Source organism: Sphaerisporangium rhizosphaerae (assembly GCF_042665155.1).
Lineage (GTDB): Bacteria > Actinomycetota > Actinomycetes > Streptosporangiales > Streptosporangiaceae > Sphaerisporangium > Sphaerisporangium rhizosphaerae.
The window spans coordinates 44,984-63,477 of sequence record NZ_JBHTCG010000042.1; the positions used below are offsets into that span (position 1 = coordinate 44,984).

Annotated in this window: 17 protein-coding genes; 7 read left to right on the top strand and 10 right to left on the bottom strand. The window is 71.0% G+C overall.

Translation table 11 applies throughout. From position 1 onward, the window contains the following. Positions 1 to 296 precede the first annotated feature (296 nt). From ACFQSB_RS36210 to ACFQSB_RS36235, 6 genes are all read left to right on the top strand, one after another. A complete protein-coding gene (locus ACFQSB_RS36210) occupies positions 297 to 1,439 on the top strand; it encodes an ABC transporter ATP-binding protein (RefSeq protein WP_354847137.1) in 1,143 nt (380 codons plus the stop codon). Continuing rightward, positions 1,432 to 2,097, top strand: coding sequence for an ABC transporter permease (locus tag ACFQSB_RS36215; RefSeq protein WP_354927981.1), 666 nt, complete (start codon positions 1,432 to 1,434; stop codon positions 2,095 to 2,097). The genes ACFQSB_RS36210 and ACFQSB_RS36215 overlap by 8 nt, the downstream gene beginning before the upstream one ends. Then, positions 2,094 to 2,765, top strand: coding sequence for an ABC transporter permease (locus tag ACFQSB_RS36220; RefSeq protein WP_354847143.1), 672 nt, complete (start codon positions 2,094 to 2,096; stop codon positions 2,763 to 2,765). The genes ACFQSB_RS36215 and ACFQSB_RS36220 overlap by 4 nt, the downstream gene beginning before the upstream one ends. A 40-nt stretch (positions 2,766 to 2,805) precedes the next feature. Further along, positions 2,806 to 3,729 (top strand): ABC transporter substrate-binding protein, encoded by a 924-nt coding sequence (locus tag ACFQSB_RS36225; protein ID WP_380831515.1) that lies wholly within the window; start codon positions 2,806 to 2,808, stop codon positions 3,727 to 3,729. 746 nt (positions 3,730 to 4,475) lie between these two features. Continuing rightward, on the top strand, positions 4,476 to 4,931 hold the full coding sequence (locus tag ACFQSB_RS36230) for a GbsR/MarR family transcriptional regulator (protein ID WP_380831517.1): 456 nt from the start codon (positions 4,476 to 4,478) through the stop codon (positions 4,929 to 4,931). Between the two features lie 8 nt (positions 4,932 to 4,939). Beyond that, the gene (locus ACFQSB_RS36235; protein WP_380831518.1) at positions 4,940 to 5,752 is read left to right on the top strand and encodes a class I SAM-dependent methyltransferase; all 813 of its coding nucleotides are present in this window, start codon (positions 4,940 to 4,942) and stop codon (positions 5,750 to 5,752) included. A gap of 241 nt (positions 5,753 to 5,993) precedes the next feature. Here ACFQSB_RS36235 and ACFQSB_RS36240 read toward each other — a convergent pair whose 3' ends face one another. The 4 genes from ACFQSB_RS36240 to ACFQSB_RS36255 all read right to left on the bottom strand — a co-directional run bounded on the left by ACFQSB_RS36240 (position 5,994) and on the right by ACFQSB_RS36255 (position 10,115). Further along, entirely contained in the window at positions 5,994 to 7,001 is a 1,008-nt protein-coding gene (locus tag ACFQSB_RS36240; protein WP_380831520.1) for a zinc-binding alcohol dehydrogenase family protein, read from the bottom strand. A gap of 112 nt (positions 7,002 to 7,113) precedes the next feature. Beyond that, positions 7,114 to 7,953, bottom strand: coding sequence for an SgcJ/EcaC family oxidoreductase (locus ACFQSB_RS36245; protein WP_380831522.1), 840 nt, complete (start codon positions 7,951 to 7,953; stop codon positions 7,114 to 7,116). A 40-nt stretch (positions 7,954 to 7,993) separates the two neighbouring features. After that, positions 7,994 to 9,055, bottom strand: a complete 1,062-nt coding sequence (locus tag ACFQSB_RS36250) for a sigma-70 family RNA polymerase sigma factor (protein ID WP_380831524.1) — start codon at positions 9,053 to 9,055, stop codon at positions 7,994 to 7,996. Between the two features lie 268 nt (positions 9,056 to 9,323). Next, the gene (locus tag ACFQSB_RS36255) at positions 9,324 to 10,115 is read right to left on the bottom strand and encodes a helix-turn-helix domain-containing protein (RefSeq protein ID WP_354927957.1); all 792 of its coding nucleotides are present in this window, start codon (positions 10,113 to 10,115) and stop codon (positions 9,324 to 9,326) included. 247 nt (positions 10,116 to 10,362) lie between these two features. Between ACFQSB_RS36255 and ACFQSB_RS36260 the strand changes: the two genes are divergently transcribed. Beyond that, positions 10,363 to 10,842, top strand: a complete 480-nt coding sequence (locus ACFQSB_RS36260; protein ID WP_380831526.1) for a flavin reductase family protein — start codon at positions 10,363 to 10,365, stop codon at positions 10,840 to 10,842. Between the two features lie 49 nt (positions 10,843 to 10,891). On the opposite strand, the gene ACFQSB_RS36265 is transcribed toward ACFQSB_RS36260, so the two are convergent. The 6 genes from ACFQSB_RS36265 to ACFQSB_RS36290 all read right to left on the bottom strand — a co-directional run. Further along, positions 10,892 to 12,430, bottom strand: a complete 1,539-nt coding sequence (locus ACFQSB_RS36265; protein WP_380831528.1) for an MFS transporter — start codon at positions 12,428 to 12,430, stop codon at positions 10,892 to 10,894. Positions 12,431 to 12,507: 77 nt separating this feature from the next. Beyond that, complete coding sequence (locus ACFQSB_RS36270) at positions 12,508 to 12,996, bottom strand: MarR family winged helix-turn-helix transcriptional regulator (RefSeq protein WP_380831530.1); 489 nt, start codon at positions 12,994 to 12,996, stop codon at positions 12,508 to 12,510. 111 nt (positions 12,997 to 13,107) lie between these two features. Further along, positions 13,108 to 13,581: a MarR family winged helix-turn-helix transcriptional regulator gene (locus ACFQSB_RS36275; protein ID WP_354847171.1), complete on the bottom strand. Its 474-nt coding sequence runs from the start codon at positions 13,579 to 13,581 to the stop codon at positions 13,108 to 13,110. A 105-nt stretch (positions 13,582 to 13,686) separates the two neighbouring features. Continuing rightward, complete coding sequence (locus tag ACFQSB_RS36280; protein WP_380831532.1) at positions 13,687 to 15,378, bottom strand: S49 family peptidase; 1,692 nt, start codon at positions 15,376 to 15,378, stop codon at positions 13,687 to 13,689. Positions 15,379 to 15,431: 53 nt separating this feature from the next. Beyond that, entirely contained in the window at positions 15,432 to 17,822 is a 2,391-nt protein-coding gene (gene glgB, locus ACFQSB_RS36285) for a 1,4-alpha-glucan branching protein GlgB (RefSeq protein WP_380831535.1), read from the bottom strand. 277 nt (positions 17,823 to 18,099) lie between these two features. Further along, positions 18,100 to 18,494: hypothetical protein (locus ACFQSB_RS36290; protein ID WP_380831534.1), on the bottom strand; the 395-nt coding region annotated here is incomplete at its 5' end.

Below are 18,494 nucleotides of genomic sequence, written 5' to 3' on the forward strand. Positions count from 1 at the left end.
CAAGGGGCGGCCGAGGACCGCACTAATCGATGCCACTTTGATAGATATCGCGAAAGTACCAGGAAGAAGGGCACGCACACGGCGCGATGCCCCTTTTCGGAAATGCTGACAAGTAGGCATGAGCGAGGTCTTGGGACAGATTGTCGAAGATCCCCATAGGCTGTGTCGGGAAAGATCAAGTGGACCCGCGGTCGGGCCGTCACCTACCGTGGGGGCTGCCGAGCGGGTGGTAGCCGTGCGCAGCCGACTCGACGTTTCCGGGCCACGGGGCCCGGCCGAGAAGCACGAGGTCGTGCGTGATCACATTTGAAGGCGTCACCAAGCGTTATGCCGACGGGACGGTGGCCGTCGACAATCTCAGTCTCCAAGTGCCGACCGGGGCGATCACCGTCTTCGTCGGGCCTTCGGGCTGCGGCAAGACGACGTCACTGCGGATGATCAACCGGATGATCGACGCGTCGTCCGGGCGCATCCTGCTGGACGACCAGGACGTCCGCCAGATCGATCCTCCCACTCTGCGCCGTGGCATCGGCTACGTCATCCAGCAGGCGGGCCTGTTCCCGCATCGCAAGATCGTGGACAACGTCGCGACCGTGCCGTACCTGCTCGGCTGGGACAAGAAGAAGGCGCGCGCCCGCGCGATGGAGCTGCTGGAGCGCGTCGGGCTCGACACCAAGCTCGCCGGCCGCTACCCGTTCCAGCTCTCGGGCGGGCAGCAGCAGCGCGTCGGTGTGGCCAGGGCCCTCGCGGCCGACCCGCCGGTGCTGCTGATGGACGAGCCGTTCAGCGCGGTCGACCCGGTCGTGCGCACCAGCCTGCAGGACGAGCTGTTGCGGCTCCAGGCCGAGCTGCACAAGACCATCGTGTTCGTCACGCACGACATCGACGAGGCGATCAAGCTGGGCGACACCGTCGCGGTGCTTCGGGTGGGCGGTCATCTCGCCCAGATCGCCGATCCCTCGACCCTGCTGGCCGAGCCCGCGGACGACTTCGTCGAGGGGTTCCTCGGCAGGGACCGCGGCATCCGGCGGCTGTCGTTCGTCCCGGCCGAGGGGGTGGCGGTGCGGCGCGAGCCGGACGTCCCCGGCTGGGCGGTGGTGCTCGACGCGGACGGCCGCCCCCTGGGCTGGCGCGCGGACGGCTCGGCCACCGGCGCCTCCCGCTCCGGGACGGGCGGCGCCGAGGAATCTCCGGGCGCGGACGACCCGGGACGGTCGCCCGCCTCCGACGGGTTGCTGCCGTTCGGCACCTTCGACCCGCGCACCGACTCCCTGCGCGCCGCGCTGGACGCCGCGCTGCTCGCGCCGTCCGGGTGCGCGATCGCGGTGGACGGCGACGGGCGCTTCGAGGGCGTCGTCACCCGGCAGGCCATGGACGAGGCGCTCGCCGGCGCCGGCGCGCGCCGGTCGCCCGGTGAGGGGACGGCGTCCCATGGGTGAGGGCGAGCCGCTGATCCGCTGGGCGTGGATCGGGCGCAACTGGCCGAGCATCCAGCAGTTGCTGGTGGACCACGTCGTCATGGCGCTGGTCCCGGTGCTGCTCGGGCTGCTCATCGCGCTGCCGCTGGGCCTGGCGAGCGCGCGCTGGCGGGTGCTCTACCAGCCCACGGTGAGCCTGATGAACGTGGTCTACTCCCTGCCGTCGCTGGCGGTGTTCATCGTGCTGATCCCGCTGACCGGCCTGGCCGAGCGCACCACGGTGATCATCCCGCTGACCTTCTACTCGCTGGCGGTGCTGATCCCGGCGGTGGTGGACGGGCTGGCGGCGGTGCCCGACCACGTGCGGCAGTCGGCCGTGGCCATGGGCTTCGGGCCGATGCGGCGACTGCTCCAGGTGGACCTGCCGATCGCGGTGCCGGTCGTGCTGGCCGGACTGCGGGTCGCGACGGTGTCCAGCATCAGCCTGGTCAGCGTGGGCGCGCTGATCGGCCGAGGCGGGCTCGGTTACCTGTTCATCGACGGCTGGCAGCGCCAGTTCTCCACGCCGATCATCGTTGGCATCGTGCTGGTCGTGGTGCTGGCCGTGCTCGCCGACGGCCTGCTCGTGCTCGCCCAGCGCCTGCTCACCCCGTGGGCCCGTGCCAGGAGGACCGCGTGAACTGGCTGATCGACTTCTTCGGCGACCCGGCGAACTGGTCGGGGCCGGGTGGCATCCCGGCCCGGCTGCTGGAGCACGTCGAGTTCTCGGTGGTGGCGTTGCTGCTGTCGATGCTCATCGCCATCCCGCTCGGGCTGCTGATCGGCCACACCGGCCGGGGCGCCGTGCTCGTGGTGATCGCCGCCAACGCCGCCCGCGCACTGCCCACCCTGGGGCTGGTGGTGCTGATCGTGCTGCTCGTCGGGGTCGGCACCACCTGGCCGGTGCTGCTCCCGCTGGTGGCGCTCGCGATCCCGCCCATCCTGGTGAACACCTACGAGGGCATCCGGGGCGTGGAGGACGACCTGCGCGACGCCGCGTACGGCATGGGCCTGCGCGGCGGCCAGGTGCTGATGAAGGTGCTGGTCCCGGTGGCGATGCCGCTGATCCTGCTCGGCCTGCGCGTCGCGGCGATCCAGGTGGTGGCCACGGCCACCGTCGCCGCGTACGTCGGCCTCGGCGGGCTCGGCCGCTACATCATCGACGGGCTGGCGACCAAGGACTTCCCCAGCACGATCGGGGGAGCGGTCCTCGTGGCCGCCCTCGCCCTGGTCGTGCAGCTCTGTTTCGCGTTACTGCAGCGTGTGGTGGTCTCACCTGGGGTGAGCCGCCGTTCCGGGCTCCGGTAACCTGTAATACCCCCCGATTTGGAAGGGATTTAAGTCACTTATGAGGCGAATTATTACCACCGCTGCGGTCGCGCTGACCGCGGTGCTCTCCTTGGGCGCGTGCGGCGGGGGCGACCCGCTCAGCGACACCGGCGCCAGCGCGGCCCCCAGCTCGACCGGCTCCGGCTCCGCCGCGGCCGCCAAGGTCGTCGTCGGCTCGGCCAACTTCCCGGAGAACGTCCTTCTCGCCTCCATCTACTCCCAGGCCCTGCAGGCCAAGGGCGTCCAGGTGGAGGAGAAGTTCAACATCGGCAGCCGCGAGGTCATCTACGACCAGGTCAAGAACGGCGCGCTGACCGTCCTGCCCGAGTACAACGGCGGTCTGCTCAGCTTCCTGGACCCCAAGAGCACCGCCGCCAGCAAAGACGACGTCAACACCGAGCTGAAGTCCAAGCTCGCCTCCGAGCTGGAGATCCTCGACTCCTCCCCGGCCGAGGACAACGACTCGCTGTCGGTCACCAAGGACACCGCCACCAAGTACAGCCTGACGACGATCGAGGACCTGGCCAAGGTCGCCAAGGACTTCGCGGTCGGCGGCCCGCCGGAGTTCAAGAAGCGCCGTGAGGCCCAGTTCAAGGACGTCTACGGCCTGACCTTCAAGGAGTGGAAGCCGACCGGCGACACCACCGCGGACGCCATCAAGAGCGGCGCCGTCCAGGTCGGCAACGTCTTCACCACCGACCCGAAGATCCTGATCAACGGCCTGGTGCCGCTGCAGGACCCCAAGAGCGTCTTCAGCGCCCAGAACGTCACCCCGCTGGTCAACAAGGCCGGCGCGAACGACACCGTGCGCACGACGCTGAACGCCATCTCCGCCAAGCTCGACACCGCGGGGCTCGTCGACATGATGAAGCGCGTGGCCGTCGACAAGGACGACCCGCCGGCCGTCGCCAAGGACTGGCTGACCAAAAACGGCCTGGCCTGACCGACTGGCCCGCCCCTGACAGCGGCCCGTGACCCGACAGAGCCGTCGACACAGAACCACCCCCGAGAGCCGCCCTACCACCAGGAGGGCGGCTCTCGGCCTACCGGAGCCTCCCAAAGTGATCTGACCTGCCCGGAAGGTCAGACTTCGACTTCCCGCCACACGACCTTGCGCCCCACTGGGGGTGCCTGTGATCGGAGTGACACAGAGCGTGTCAGTTTCGGGGTGGACTAGCGGGGCTTGACTCCCAGCCGCTGGGCAAAGGGGCGTAGAGGGCCGGGCGCCCGTGAGTGTGCCTCTTGGGTGAGCCCCCGATGCTCGCGCGTCATCGGCCAGACGCGGGCCGATGCGGTCCACGTCCACGATCAAGATGCCGGAACCTGTCGACTTCATCGGGTCCGGCCGTGGTACGCCAGGTACACACCGCGTGGCGTAGATGCCTGCCGTCAGCGGCTGCGCCGGCCCGGCCGGGGCGAGCGGTGAGCTGGGCGGACGCGGCGCCGACACGCCAGATGTGACAGGTAATGGAAATACCCTGTCACTCGTGGATGCCGCCGATGCGCCGGCGTGAGCGGCGGTGCGCCACCTCTTCCCTTACCCTGTACGGCCTTCCAGATTGACATTGCTAGCTATTTCAGTCATGTTTGAAATTGCTAGCTATCTTGTGTAGGGAGCGATCCATGGAACATGTGACCTTCAACAGCCTCGAGTGAACCGGCACACGATCGACAACAGAGGACGCGACGATGAGCACTGAGGAACCGCAGGACCGGTTGCTCCGCTGGGTGGAACGGGTGGCCGCCTTCTGCGTCGAGGAGTGGGGGCTGCCGCCCATCACCGGACGCATCCTCGGCTGGCTCATGATCTGCGACCCGGCCGAGCAGTCCGCCGGCCAGATCGCGGACGTCATCCAGGCCAGCCGGGCCTCGCTCACCTCCAACATGCGCTTCCTCACGGCCATCGGCCTGGTCAAGAAGGTGAGAAGGCCCGGCGATCGCGTCTCCTACTACCGCATTGAAGACGACGCTTGGCAGAAGGTCATCCAGCGCAAGCTCGAAAGCCTGAGCGCGTTCGGCGAGATCGCCGACGAAGGGCTCGACATCGCGGGCGGCGAGGGGCACCGCACCGAGCGCATCAAGGCCGCCCACGACTCCCTGACGTGGCTGCAGAACCTCGCGGCCCGCCATCCGCTACACCGTTGAGGAACCCAATGCACCGCCGGCAACCGAAACTCGGACTGATCCAGGAAACGCTGCTGCTCACTCTCCACGCCAGAGCCCTGGACGCCGGGCAAGCCAGCCCGATCCTCGGCGACACGCTCTCCGCCGACCTGGCCGGCAGAATCGATTACGACTTCGGCAAGCTGAAGGTCAAGCCCAACCTCGTCCTCACCACGGCACTGCGCGCCAAGAAGCTCGACGGTGTCGTCCGCGCCTACGTCGCCGCGCACCCCGGATGCGTGGTGCTCGACCTGGGCTGCGGCCTGGACACCAGGATGTTCCGCTGTGATCCTCCGCCCGGCGTCGACTGGTACGACATCGACTTCCCGGAAGTGGTGGACCTGCGGGCCGAATGTCTGCCCGGCCGTTCCCACCTGGTCGGAGCCGACCTCACCAGCTCCGACTGGCTCACAGCCATCCCCGGTGACCGGCCGGCGATGATCGTCGCCGAGGGGCTGCTCCCCTTCGTGCCCGGCGACTCCTTCCAGGCGATGACCCGCGCGCTGACCGGCCATTTCCCTTCGGGCGAGCTCGCGCTCAACGGCTACACCCGATTCGCGGCCTGGGCCATGAAGTACCACCCGACCATCAAGGCCCTGGGCATCAAAGCCGCCCAGGGCTTCGACGACCCACGCGAACCAGAGTCCTGGGACGCCGGCCTCGAACTGATCGAGGAGCAGATCCTCACCCGCGCACCGGAAATAGCCGGGTTCCCGCAACCCCTGCGCGCGCTGACCCGTCTCACCGCCCGCAGTACGGCCTTGTCTCGGCAAGGGGCACGCATTCTCCGCTACCGGTTCTGAGCCCGTGCGGGCGGCGGTGGCGACAAGCGGCGTTCCTTCCGGTTGTGGACCCGCCGCCGAAGGCGCGGGGGTGATGGAACGGAAACGTGCGCGAGCGCGCCCGCTGCGAAAGGCCCGATACAGGCGATTCTTGCGGGAGTGGTTGCCCAACCGGCGCAGCAGCGTCACCGACGACAGCCGGTTCTCTCGGATCCGATGGGTCATGGATGCCGCCGGCCATAAGGGCCGGCGGCAGGGGCGGTCAGAAGCCGGTGATGACCACCTTGCCGATTGTGCGGCCGCTTTCCAGCATCTCGTGGGCCTTGCGGAGGGTGGCGGCCTCGATCGGGGCCAGTTCGGTGGTGAGGGTCGTGCGCAGGGTGCCCGCGTCGATCAGTTCGGCGACCCTCTCCAGCAGGTCGTGCTGGGCGATCATGTCGTCGGACTCGTACAGCGACCGGGTGAACATCAGCTCCCAGTGGAAGGCGATGCTCTTGGACTTCAGGGGCAGCAGCTCCAGCCCCTCCGGCTCGTCGATGGCGGTGATGTGCCCGCCGGGCCGCAGCAGCTCGGCGTACGCCTCGATCTGGCCGTCGGTCTTGGGGGAGAACACGTAGTCCACTCCCCGGGGCGCCACGGCCCGGACGCTGCGGACCAGGTCGTGGTGGTCGGCGATCTCGTGGGCGCCCAGGCCGAGCACCCACTCGCGCGACTCGGGCCGCGAGGCGGTGCCGATGACGGTCAGGCCGGTCAGCGCGCGGGCGAGCTGGACGACCATCGAGCCGACGCCGCCGGCCGCGCCGAGGACGAGCAGGGTTCCGGTGCTGCCGGCGTCCAGCCGGAAGCGGTCGAACAGCGTCTCCCAGGCGGTGATCGTGGTCAGCGGCAGCGCGGCGGCCTCGGCGAAGCCCAGCGTCCGCGGCTTGTGGCCGACGATGCGCTCATCCACGGCGTGGTAGCGCGAGTTGGAGCCGGGACGGGTGATCGAGCCGGCGTAGTACACCTCGTCGCCCACCTCGAACAGCGTGACCTCGGAGCCCACGGCGGTGACGACCCCCGCGGCGTCCCAGCCGAGCACCTTCGGCGTGCCCCCGGGATCGTCGCCCTTGCGGACCTTGGTGTCCACCGGGTTCACCGACACCGCCTCGACGCGCACGAGCAGGTCACGCGGTCCGGGCGTGGGAACGGGCAGCTCGACGTCCTCCAGGCTGCCGGGGTCGGACACGGGAAGGGATCTGCGGTAGGCCACCGCGCGCATCGTCTCGGTCATACGACGACCGTACGCAATGACGCCGGCAGCCCGCGACGCGCCCGGGCGGGTCCCGGTCGACCGTGTCACGCCTGGGCGAGTGCCGGTCGACCGTACTCGCCGTTGTCGCGGTTCATTCGGGGTGCAGGGCGGTCCTCGCTTCACCGGTGGCGGGGTCGAACGGCACGGACAGGTGCTGATGGATCATCACCCATGTGCCCTCCGTTCGCCGGAACACCCGCGTTCCGCGTGACCAACCGTCGAACGCCTGGGCGTCGGCGTGCTCGACCCGAACGTGGTTGAGCCCCCATGCGACAGCGAGGCCGTCCCGTGCGATGACCTTCAGGTCCGGAACGTCCCAGGTCACCATGGCATCGGCGGAGGCGTCCAAGCTCCGTTCACAGACGTCCCGTACGGCCTGGACACCGAGGTGCTGAAGAGGTTCTTCGTGCTCGTAGGAGACGACGTCATCGGCGATGGCGGCCATCATGCCGTCCAGGTCCCTGGCGGCGGTGTCGTCGGACCAGCGCTGGTGCAGCCGGCGTATCTCCTGCTCGGCGGCGTCATCGCGCGCGAGGTCGACGACAGGGAACGAGTGGTGTTCGTGAGCGACGACCCACTGGCCGTGTTCCTTGCGCAGGCCCAGGGTCAACCGTAGGCGCAGGTCGGGGTTGTCGGCGAACTGCTCGGGCATGCCGCACCGCAGCAGGGCGTGCGCGAACGCGACGACGTCACCGACGGTGATGTCCAGCGACTCGATCTCGAACGAGGCACCTTGTGCCTGCCATTCGAAGAAGGGCGGCCAGGTCTCGCGGTAGGTGTCCAAGCCGCGTACGCCCTCATACGGCGGCGGCACATCGAACATGACGATGTCGCCGGCGTGGTCGGCCACGACTTTGTCGATGTCACCGGCATGGACCGCCTCGGCCCAACGCTCGATCAGGGTGCGGATCTGTTCTTCGTCGGTGGCCATGGCTCAACCGCGTCCTTCCGGGTCAACGGGTTCGTCACGACTACAACCCGCCCGGATCGCCGAAATCATCGCACGCCGCGGAATCACTTGCCCTCAGCTCCGCCGGCAGGTCGAACATCGAGAAATCGGCGCCCAAGAAGGAGACCACCTCGGCGATCCGCCCCCCGCGCAGAACGAGCAGATCCAGACCTGCGGCGACGTACACGCCCCGGTCCTCGTCCCACAGGTACGTGCCGAACGCCAGTTGCGCGTTCGCCCGCGCGGGCAAGAAGCGCCAGCGTCGCGTCGCCGCGGTTCGAGCCAGGAAGCCGCGGATGCCGTCATGGCCCTCATACCAGGCCGTCAGCGGCGGCATCGAGTACTTCGCGTCCTCGGTGAGCATCGCCACAATGGCGTTGACGTCTCCGGCTTCCCAGGCGGCCACATACCGCCGGGCCACCTCCCGCCGCGCCGCCTCACTCAGCGAGCTCAACACCTGCTGTTGGGTCGTCTCAGGCAGCAGACCGGCGACGGCCTTCCGGGCCCGTTGAAGCGCACTGTTGACCGCCGCCACTGTGGTTTCCAACAGCTCGGCGACCTCCCCAGAGCCGTACCCGAGAACCTCACGCAGCAGGAGAACCGCCCGCTGCGACGCCGACAGATGCTGCAGCGCCGCGACGAAGGCCAGCTCCACGCTTTCTCGCGCCACCACACGAGCCTCCGGGCCCAGATCCGCCGTCCAGCTCATCAGCCGGTCCGGGTACGGTTCCAGCCATCCGGCCTCGGCCGGCGATGTGCCGTGGGGGCTCAGATCGGTGGGCAGCTCTCGCCGCCCCCGCCGCTCGATGAGCGTCAACGACCTGTTCGTTGCGATCTTGTACAGCCACGGTCGGATCGATCCGCGGTCCTCGAACCGCCCCAGGCTGCGCCAGGCCCGATCGAACGTGTCCTGCACCACGTCATCCGCGTCATGCACCGACCCCAGCATCCGGTAGCAGTACGCCCGCAACTCCTCCCGCAAGGGCCCCACCAGACGTCCGAACGCCTCCCCATCACCCTCCCGGGCCGCAGCCAACAGATCGCCCGCGGTGGCCTCATCCACCCAGCCCGACTCAGAACGCATCCACACCCCCGACTGACCTGCACGAGCCAAACTATGCGAAAACGATCAAACGCACGCCAGGTCACAGTCTCGAAAGCAAGATCCAGGAAACAGGCCCCGGTGGGCCTCCACGAGCGTTCACCGGGGCCGGGCGCCGTAGCCGGCGCCGGCATCGCCGCATGACGACCCGCCGACCCGGCGCCGATCACATCCGGCACACAGCCGGGGCGGAGGGCCGCCGTCGGGCGGGCGCTCGTCAGTGGCGGGCCGCCGTCTGGTGGGGTGCTCGTCAGTGGCGGGCCGCTCGGGCGCGCAGGAGGGCGGCCGTGGGCTCGTCGGCCGGCAGGAACGCCTCCAGGTGCAGCTCGGCCAGGGTGACGTCGACGGCCGTGGCGAAGGAGGTGATCGTGGTGAGCAGGCGCAGCTCGCCCTCCGGCGACCACAGGCGCAGCGGCACGGCGAAGCCCAGGTGGTCGGGCCCCGGGTCGGCCGCGGGGACGTAGCCGGACAGCTCGGCGATGAACCCCTCCAGCCGCGCGTCGGGGCTCCTGGCGGCCATGGCCCGCAGGTTCTCGATGATGTGCCGGCCCCAGGCCGCGAGGTTGCGCACGCGCGGGGCCATGCCGTCGGGGTGCAGGGCCAGCCGCAGCACGTTGACCGGCGGACGGAGCAGCTCCGGCGAGGCCCCCTCGGTGAGCACGGCTATGGCGCTGTTGGCCGCCACCACCTCCCCGTACGGGCGCAGGACCACCGCAGGGTAGGGCAGGTGGCCGTCCAGGACGCCGGTCAGGGCGTCGAGCACCGGGCGCAGCAGCGGCTCGTCCAGGCGCGACTCGGGGAAGACGGGCGCGTATCCGGCGGTGAGCAGCAGGCCGTTGCGCTCGCGCGGCGACAGGCCGAGCGACTCGGCCAGCCGCACGACCATGGTGCGGCCGGGCATCGAACGGCCCCGCTCCATGTAGCTGAGGTGGCGCTGTGTGGTGCCCGCGCTGATGGCGAGCTCGAGCTGGCTCACCCTGCGGCGCTCGCGCCAGCGCCGTAGCTCCTCGCCGAACCGCGTGTCCTCCATTGTCGTGCTCACCGCCCCGTTGTATCCGAGCCGCCGTGCCCGCGGCGATACCCCGCAGGGTATGACCCGCTGTCACCCCCGCGGGCTGGGCGCGGCCAGGTCAGCATGGGTCGTACGCGACCAGGTCGGCGTGGGCTGGGCGCCCGGGGCGGCGTGGGGCTGGGGTGTCGGGTCGGCGTGGACCGACGCGCCAGGGTCGGCGTGGTCTGGCGCGCCCGGGGCGCCGGGGGGTCGGTGATCGGTGGTAGGAGTGGGGGCCATGAACGAGTTCGTGGAGGCGATGCGGCAGCTGGCCGCCGGGGTCGTGGTGGTCGCCGTGCGGGACGAGCGGGACGACATCGGCACGACGGTGACGACGTTCACCTCGTTGTCGGCCGACCCGCCCATGGTGCTGCTCAGCCTGGCCTCCACCGGGTACCTGTGCGAGGTGCTGCTGCGCCAGGACCGCTGGGCGGTGACCCTGCTCTCCGGCGACCAGGCGGTGATGGCCAGCCGGTTCGCCACGCCCGGGCGTCCGAGCGCGCGCCTGCTGCTCGCCGGGACGCCGCACCACCGCGGCCGCCACACCGGAGCCTTCGTCATCGACGGCGGAGTGGCCGCCCTCGAGGCCGAGACCGCCCGTGTGATCCCCGGCGGCGACCACACGCTCTTCCTCGCCCAGGTGCTGGGGGTCGACTACGTGGCCCCGGCGCTGCCGCCGCTGGTGCGGCTGCGCGGGCGCTACCGCGCGCTGACCTGATGCTCGCCGTGCGCCGACCTGATGGTCACCGCGCGCGCTCGCCTGATGGTCACCGCGCGCTGACCTGATCATCGCCGCGCGCGCCGGCCGGGTCGTCGCCGGTCTCGTGGGCGGGAGTGCGGGGCCGGCGGGGGAGCACCACCAGGGCGACGAGGAAGGCCGCGGTCAGTAGGCCGGCGCCGACGGCGAAGGCCAGCCGGTAGCCGCCGGTCAGCGCCGCGGCCGGGCTCGCCCCGTGCGCGGAGAGGCCCTCGGTGCGGGAAGCGGCCAGCGTGGACAGCACGGCGACGCCGAGCGCCATGCCGATCTGCTGGGTGGTGTTGAACAGCCCGGAGGCCAGCCCGGCGTCCCGCTCACCGGAGCCGGACATGCCGAGCGTGGTCAGCGCCGGGATCGCCAGCCCGAAGCCGGAGGCCAGCAGCATCGGCGGGAGCAGGTCGGTCACGTAGTTCGCGTGCACGGGGACCCGGGCCAGCAGCACGAGCTGCGCGATCAGGAGCGCGATGCCCACCAGCAGCACCTCCCGCTCTCCGAACCGGGCGTACAGCCGGGCCGAGACGCCGAGGGACACCGCGCCGATGGCGGTCGCCGCGGGGAGCATCGCCAGGCCGGTGGCGGTCGCGCCGTACCCGAGCACCTTCTGCGTGTAGAGCGCGGTCAGGACCTGGAAGGCGAACAGCGCGGCGACCATCAGCATCTGGACGAGGTTGGCACCCGAGACGTTCCGCGACCGCAGCACGCGCAGCGGCATGAGCGGGGTCCGCGCGGTCGCCTGGCGCACGAGGAACCCGGCGAGCAGCGCGACCGACAGAGCGCCGAACCCGAGGGTGGCCGGTGAGGTCCACCCCCGCGTCTCGACCTGGACGACGGTGTGGATGCCGAGCATGAGCCCCGAGGTCACCAGGAGCGCGCCGGCGACGTCGGCCCCGGCCGGCAGGCCGAGCCCGCGGTCGCGGGGCAGCACGGGCACGGCGACCGCCAGGGCGGCCACGCCGATGGGCAGGTTGACGAAGAAGATCCAGTGCCAGGTGAGGGCGTCGGTGAGCAGGCCGCCGAGCACCGCGCCGATGGACGCGCCGGCGGCGCCGGTGAAGCTGAACACGGCGATGGCCTTCGCCCGCTCGGCCGGCTCGGTGAACAGCGTCACCAGGATGCCGAGCCCGACCGCGGCGGCCATGGCGCTGCCCGCGCCCTGCAGGAACCGGGCGACGATCAGCGTGGTGGGGTCGGCGGCGACGCCCGCGAGCACCGAGGCGGCGGTGAACACCGCGGTCCCCGCCAGGAACACGCGCCTGCGGCCGGCCAGGTCGCCGAGCCGGCCGGCGAGCAGCAGCAGGCTGCCGAAGGCGATCAGGTAGGCGTTGACGACCCAGCTCAGCCCGGCGGGGGAGAAGCCCAGGTCGGCCTGGATGGCGGGCATGGCCACGGTCACGATGCTGCCGTCGAGGATGGTCATCAGCGTCGCCGTGGCGATCACCCCGAGGGCGATCCACCGGGAACGGGGCCGGGCCGGGGGCGGCGGCTCCGCGGGGCGCGGGGCGGCGTGCGAGGGGGACGGGCCGGCGTGCGAGGGGGAGGTGGGGGACATGGGCTCTCTCTCCTGTCGGATGAGACGACAAGAGAGACCGTAGCAGATGGTTTTGTTATAGACGATCCCTGACGGATCTAACTTGCCCGCTGGCGCGCCCGCCGCACCGGCTGCGGATTGTCCGCCGGAGTGGCCAGCTCGTCGGTGACCAGGCGGTTCATCACCCGCAGGAACAGCTCCCGCTCGTCCTTCGACAGGCCCGCGAGCGCCGTCTGGTGGACGCGGTCGACGATGCGCTGACTGAGTGCTGCCACCTTCGCCCCCTCCTCGGTGACCGCGATGATGCGGGCCCGGCGGTCCTTGCTGGAGGGGCGCCGCTCGGCCAGGCCGGCCTTCTCCAGGGCGTCCACGGTGACGACCATCGTGGTCTTGTCCATGTCGCCGATCTCGGCCAGCTCGGCCTGCGTCCGCTCCTCCTCGATGGCGTGCACCAGCACGCAGTGCATACGCGCCGTGAGCCCGATCTCGGACAGGGCCGCCGCCATCCGCGTGCGCAGCACGTGGCTGGTGTGGTCCAGCAGGAACGACAGGTCCGGTGTGGTGGGTGCGGGAGCCATGGCGGTCATTCCTCCAGCATAACGATTTCGTTCCGTACTGGATTATCCGCTAGTAGAGCCGTTTGCCGGAGTTCGATGGATCCGGCCCCCGGAGGGCGCGGGCGGACCGGTGACGGCCGGTCAGTCGAAGCCGCCGAACCAGCCCGGGACGTCCAGGCGGAAGACGTCGGCCGGGGTGACCTCCCGCAGGTCGGCCTCCAGGGCGCGCAGGCGGTCCTCGCCGAGGACCTGCGCCCACCGCGCCCGGATGTCGTCGAAGATGCGGGCCGACCGCACGAGGCTGTCCACTCCCCGCTCGGTGAGCCGCACGACCTTGCGCCGGGCGTCGTGCGGGTCCGAGCCGCGCTCGACGTACCCGACGCGCTCCAGCGTGTCGACCGTCTTGCCCGCCGCCTGCTTGGAGACCCCGAGCCTTCGGCCGAGCTCGGCGGCCGTCGTGCCGTGCGTGCCGATGGCCTGCATGACGAACCCGTGCAGCGGGCGCACGTCAGGATGCCCCTGCCGGGCCAGCTCGGCGTGCACCTCGTCGATGATGGTGCGAAACCCCAGGAACAACCGGAGGGGAAGCTCGTAGCCCGGCGGGTTCGTGGACACGATGGACGACCTCGCTCAATGGCAGACAACCAGGTTGACCAGCCTAGCGGCGCCCGCCGCCGGGCCACCAGAGCGGCCGGGCGGACGGTGGCGCGGGGCGCCGCGCTAGCGGATCGTCCACGTGCCGGGCAGCATGAGCGGCCCGTACGCGGGCAGGCCGAGCTCGGCGGCCACCCGGGCGAGAGGGCCCCAGGCCTCCAGGCGCACCTGGCCGAGCGCCGCGGCCCTGTCCTCGCTGGACTCCGCCGGCCGCAGCCGTTCGAGCGGATGCATGCGCGGATAGGGGCGCACCGTGGCGTCCTTCGGCAGGCCGGCCCGGCTGCGGGCGATCGCCAGCGCGTCCTCCAGGCCGCCGAGCTCGTCCACCAGGCCCCTGCCGAAGGCGTCCGCGCCGGTCCACACCCGGCCGCGGGCCAGATCATGGGCCCGGTCGCGGTCGAAGCCCCTGCCCTCGGCGACCTTGCCCACGAAGTCCTCGTAGATGCGGTCGAGCCAGGCGTTGACCCGTTCCCACTGCGGCTCGGAGAAGGCGCGGCTGGGCGAGAACATGCCGGAGTTCGCGCCGACGTCCACCGACTCGGAGGTGACGCCGAGGCGGCCGAGCAGCTCGCCGACGGCGGGCTTGCCGCCGAACACGCCGATGGAGCCGGTCAGCGTGCCCGGCTGGGCGACGATCACGTCGGCGGCCATCGAGACGAAGTAGCCGCCCGACGCGGCCAGGTCGCCCATCGAGATGATGACCGGCTTGCCGGCCTTGCGGGTGAGGACGACCTCGCGCCAGACCACGTCCGAGGCGACGTACGACCCGCCGGGGCTGTCGACGCGGAAGACGACCGCCTTGACGGCGTCGTCGCGGCGGGCGGCGCGGAAGGCGGCGGCGATCGTGTCGGAGCCCATGGCGCCCGCGCCGCCGAGCGGGCTGCGCCCGCTGCGGCCCAGGCGGATCTGCCCGCTGCCGTGGATCAGCGCGACGACGCGCTCGCCCGGGTGCGGGAGCTTCTTGGCGATGGCGCCCTTGGCGTACCGCGAGACGTACAGCAGCAGGTCGCCTTCGGAGCGGACCTCGTCGTAGACCTCGTCGCGGTAGGCGAGCCGGTCGACCAGGCCCGCCTGGACCGCCTCGGCGCCGATGAACGGGCCCTGGTCGATGAGCTCGCGGACCCGCTCGGGGGCCAGGCCACGCCCCTCGGCGACGCCGGACACGATCTGCTCGATGACCGACTCGGCGATGCGCCCGGTGGACTCGCGGTGCGCGTCGGTCATGTGGTCCTGGGTGAACATGTTCGCCGCGGTCTTGTACTCGTGCCGCTGGCCGATCTGGTAGTCGACGCCGATCTTCGACAGCGCGTTCTTCACGAAGCGCTGCTCCAGCGAGACGCCGGTCAGGCCGACGTCGCCGGACGGCTGGAGGTAGACCTTCTCGAAGGCGCTGGCCAGGTAGTAGGGCACGGTGCCCGCGCCGAACTCGCCGAAGGTCTCGGCGAAGGCCACGGTCAGCTTGCCCGCCGCCCGCAGCCGCACGACGGCCGTGCGCAGCTCCTGGACCATGGCGAGCCCGATGGGCCGTCCGCCGATCTTGACGACCAGGGCCTTGACGCGCGGGTCCCTGCGCGCGCGGCGCAGACCGGACAGGACGTCGGCCAGGCGCGTCTTGCGCATCGACAGCACGGCGCTGAGCGGGTCGGCGGGTGGCCCTTCGGTGAGCCCCTCGGTCAGGTCGAGCTCGAGAACCAGGGGAGCCGTGCGCCGCTGCCGGAACCTGTCGACGGTGTCCATGATCGACTTTGTCGCGTCCATAGCGACACCCTAGGCGACGTTTCCGGGGAAGAGGCGCACGCTTTCCCATCGGTTCACGCCGGCGGCCGCTCCTCGCCGTCCGCGGCCGTGCCGCTCTGAGGCGCCGCGCCGGTCAGGGCGTCCCCGGCGGCGGGAAGGCCGTCGGCGGGCGCAGTGTGAGCGGGCGCGCTGTCAGCGGACGGGCCGTCAGCGGGCGGGCCGTCAGCCGGGCCCGCGTCCTCGGCGGCGGGGAGGGCCGCCGCGGGGTCGCCGTGCTCGGCGGCCGGAAGGGCCGCGGCGGGGCCGGCCTCGCGGGTGCCGGGGTGGCGCAGGTACAGGGCGCCGAGCGGCGGCAGCCGCAGGCTCGTGGAGTACGGCAGCCCGTGCCAGGGCCGCTCGACGGCCTCGACCGACCCGAGGTTGCCGACTCCGCTGCCGTTGTACTGGTAGGCGTCGGTGTTGATCACTTCTTCCCACAGGCCGGCGGCGGGCAGGCCAAGGGTGTACTCGTGGTGCGGCTGACCGGAGAAGTTGACCACGCAGGCCACCATCGAGCCGTCGGCGCCGTGGCGCACGAAGGAGAACACGTTGCCGGAGGCGTCGTCGGCGTCGATCCACTGGAACCCCGACGGCGAGTGGTCCTGGGAGTACAGCGCCGGAGAGTCGGCGTACAGGCGGTTGAGGTCGCGGACCAGCCGCTGGACGCCCTGGTGCGGCTCGAAGTCCAGCACCCACCAGTCCAGGCCGCGCTCCTCCGACCACTCCGAGCCCTGGCCGAACTCGCCGCCCATGAACAGCAGCTTCTTGCCGGGATGGGCCCACATGAACGCGAACAGGGCCCGCAGGTTGGCGAAGCGCTGCCACTCGTCGCCGGGCATCTTGCCGATGAGCGACCCCTTGCCGTGCACCACCTCGTCGTGCGACAGCGGCAGCACGAAGTTCTCCGAGTAGGCGTACATCAGCGAGAAGGTCATCTGGTGGTGGTGGTACTGCCGGAACACCGGCTCGTGGTGCAGGTAGGCCAGGGTGTCGTGCATCCAGCCCATGTTCCACTTGAACCCGAACCCCAGCCCGCCCAGGTGCACGGGACGGGAGACCCCCGGCCAGGCCGTGGACTCCTCGGCGATGGTGACGATGCCGGGCGCCTCGCGGTAGGCCACCGCGTTCATCTCCTTGAGGAACTCCACGGCGTCGAGGTTCTCCCGGCCGCCGTAGATGTTCGGCGTCCACTCGCCCTCGCGGCGGGAATAGTCCAGATAGAGCATCGAGGCGACCGCGTCCACGCGCAGCCCGTCGATGTGGAACTCCTTGAGCCAGTAGACCGCGTTGGCGACCAGGAAGTTGCGCACCTCGCGCCGTCCGAAGTCGAAGATGAACGTCCCCCACTCGGGGTGGGTGCCGCGCCGCGGGTCGGAGTGCTCGTACAGGGGGGTGCCGTCGAAACGGGCCAGCGCCCATTCGTCCATGGGGAAGTGCGCGGGCACCCAGTCGAGCAGCACGCCGATGCCGGCCTGGTGCAGCCGGTCGACCAGGTGGCGGAACTCGTCGGGGCCGCCGAACCGCGAGGTGGGCGCGTAGTAGGAGGTGACCTGGTACCCCCACGAGCCGCCGAAGGGGTGCTCGGCGACCGGCAGCAGCTCCACGTGGGTGAAGCCCATGTCCCGCACGTACTCCACGAGCTGGGTCGCCAGCTCCTCGTAGCTCAGGCCGGGGCGCCAGGAGCCCAGGTGGACCTCGTAGGTGCTCATCGGGGAGGCCAGCGCGTCCCGCTCGGCGCGCCGGCGCATCCACTGGTCGTCCTGCCAGGCGTAGGCGGAGGAGTCGACGATGGAGGCGGTGGCGGGCGGCTGTTCCGTGCGGCGGGCCATCGGGTCGGCCTTGGACCGCCACACCGAGTCGGCGCCGAGGATGGAGAACTTGTAGTGCTCTCCTTCGCCGACCCCGGGGATGAACACCTCCCACACGCCCGACCGGCCGAGCGACCGCATCGGGTGCGCCGCGCCGTTCCAGTGGTTGAACCCGCCCTCGACCCGCACACCGCGCGCGTTGGGCGCCCAGACGGCGAAGGCGGTGCCGTCCTCGTCGTCGTGCCGCATGACGCGGGCGCCGAGGACCTCCCACAGGCGCTCGTGCCGGCCCTCGCCGATCAGGTGCAGATCGACCTCGCCCAGCGTGGGCCAGTGGCGGTACGGGTCGCCCGCCTCGTGTGGCTCCGCGCCGGCGTAGGTGACCCGCAACCGGTAGGGCGGGATCTTGTCCACCCCCGGCAGCGTCGCCGCGAACACCCCGTGCTCGACGTGGCTCATCTCGTGCGCGGCGTCATCCAGCAGCAGCTCGACCTTCTCCGCCAGCGGCTTGAGCGCCCGGACGGTGAGGCCCTCGGGGGTGAGGTGCGCGCCAAGGATCACGTGCGGATCATGGTGCGCGCCACCGGCCAGCCGGTTCAAGTCAAGATCCGCGTTCATCAGCTCGCTCACTGCTCCTCGGCACCGTGATTGGTGTTATTGAGCTAACCCTGCCCCAGATCGTCCCGCCAACCCATGATGTCGGGCGGATCACACCGCGGGAACGGCGAACGCACGGTTCGGCAAGCCCGGAACCGCCTCACCGCCCCCGGGTGAAGGGACGACTTGGCCGGGCGGCGTCACCATCAGTCCGCGTGCTGACCCCTCGCGCGCTCACCACTTCAGCATGCGGACGCCTTCGCGCGCTCACCGCTCCAGCATGCGGACCCGCGCGTGCTCACCACTTCAGTACGCGGACGCCTCCAGAGGCCATGTCCACGACGACGCGACCGATGTCGAGCTCCTCGCCGTTCGGGAACCACACGAACAGTTGCAGGCAACGGCGGGTCTCGCACCCGAACCGGCGGAAGACCAGCGACCGCACCCGCAGGTCGGCGGCCGACGAGAGCGGACGGTGCGCCGCCTCGGCGTAGGCCCTGCCGACGACGGCGGCCAGCGGGGGGTCGGCGAGCAGGAACCGCGTCGCGCGGGCCTGTTCGGAGGGGGTGGGGGCGGCCGGATGGCCGCCGTCGCGCGGATCGCCGGTGAAGGGGAGGCCGGGGGCGGCCGCCGCGCCGCCGCGCCGGGCCCTGGCGGCCGGGCGGCTGCGCGAGATCACCTCGTCATCGGCTC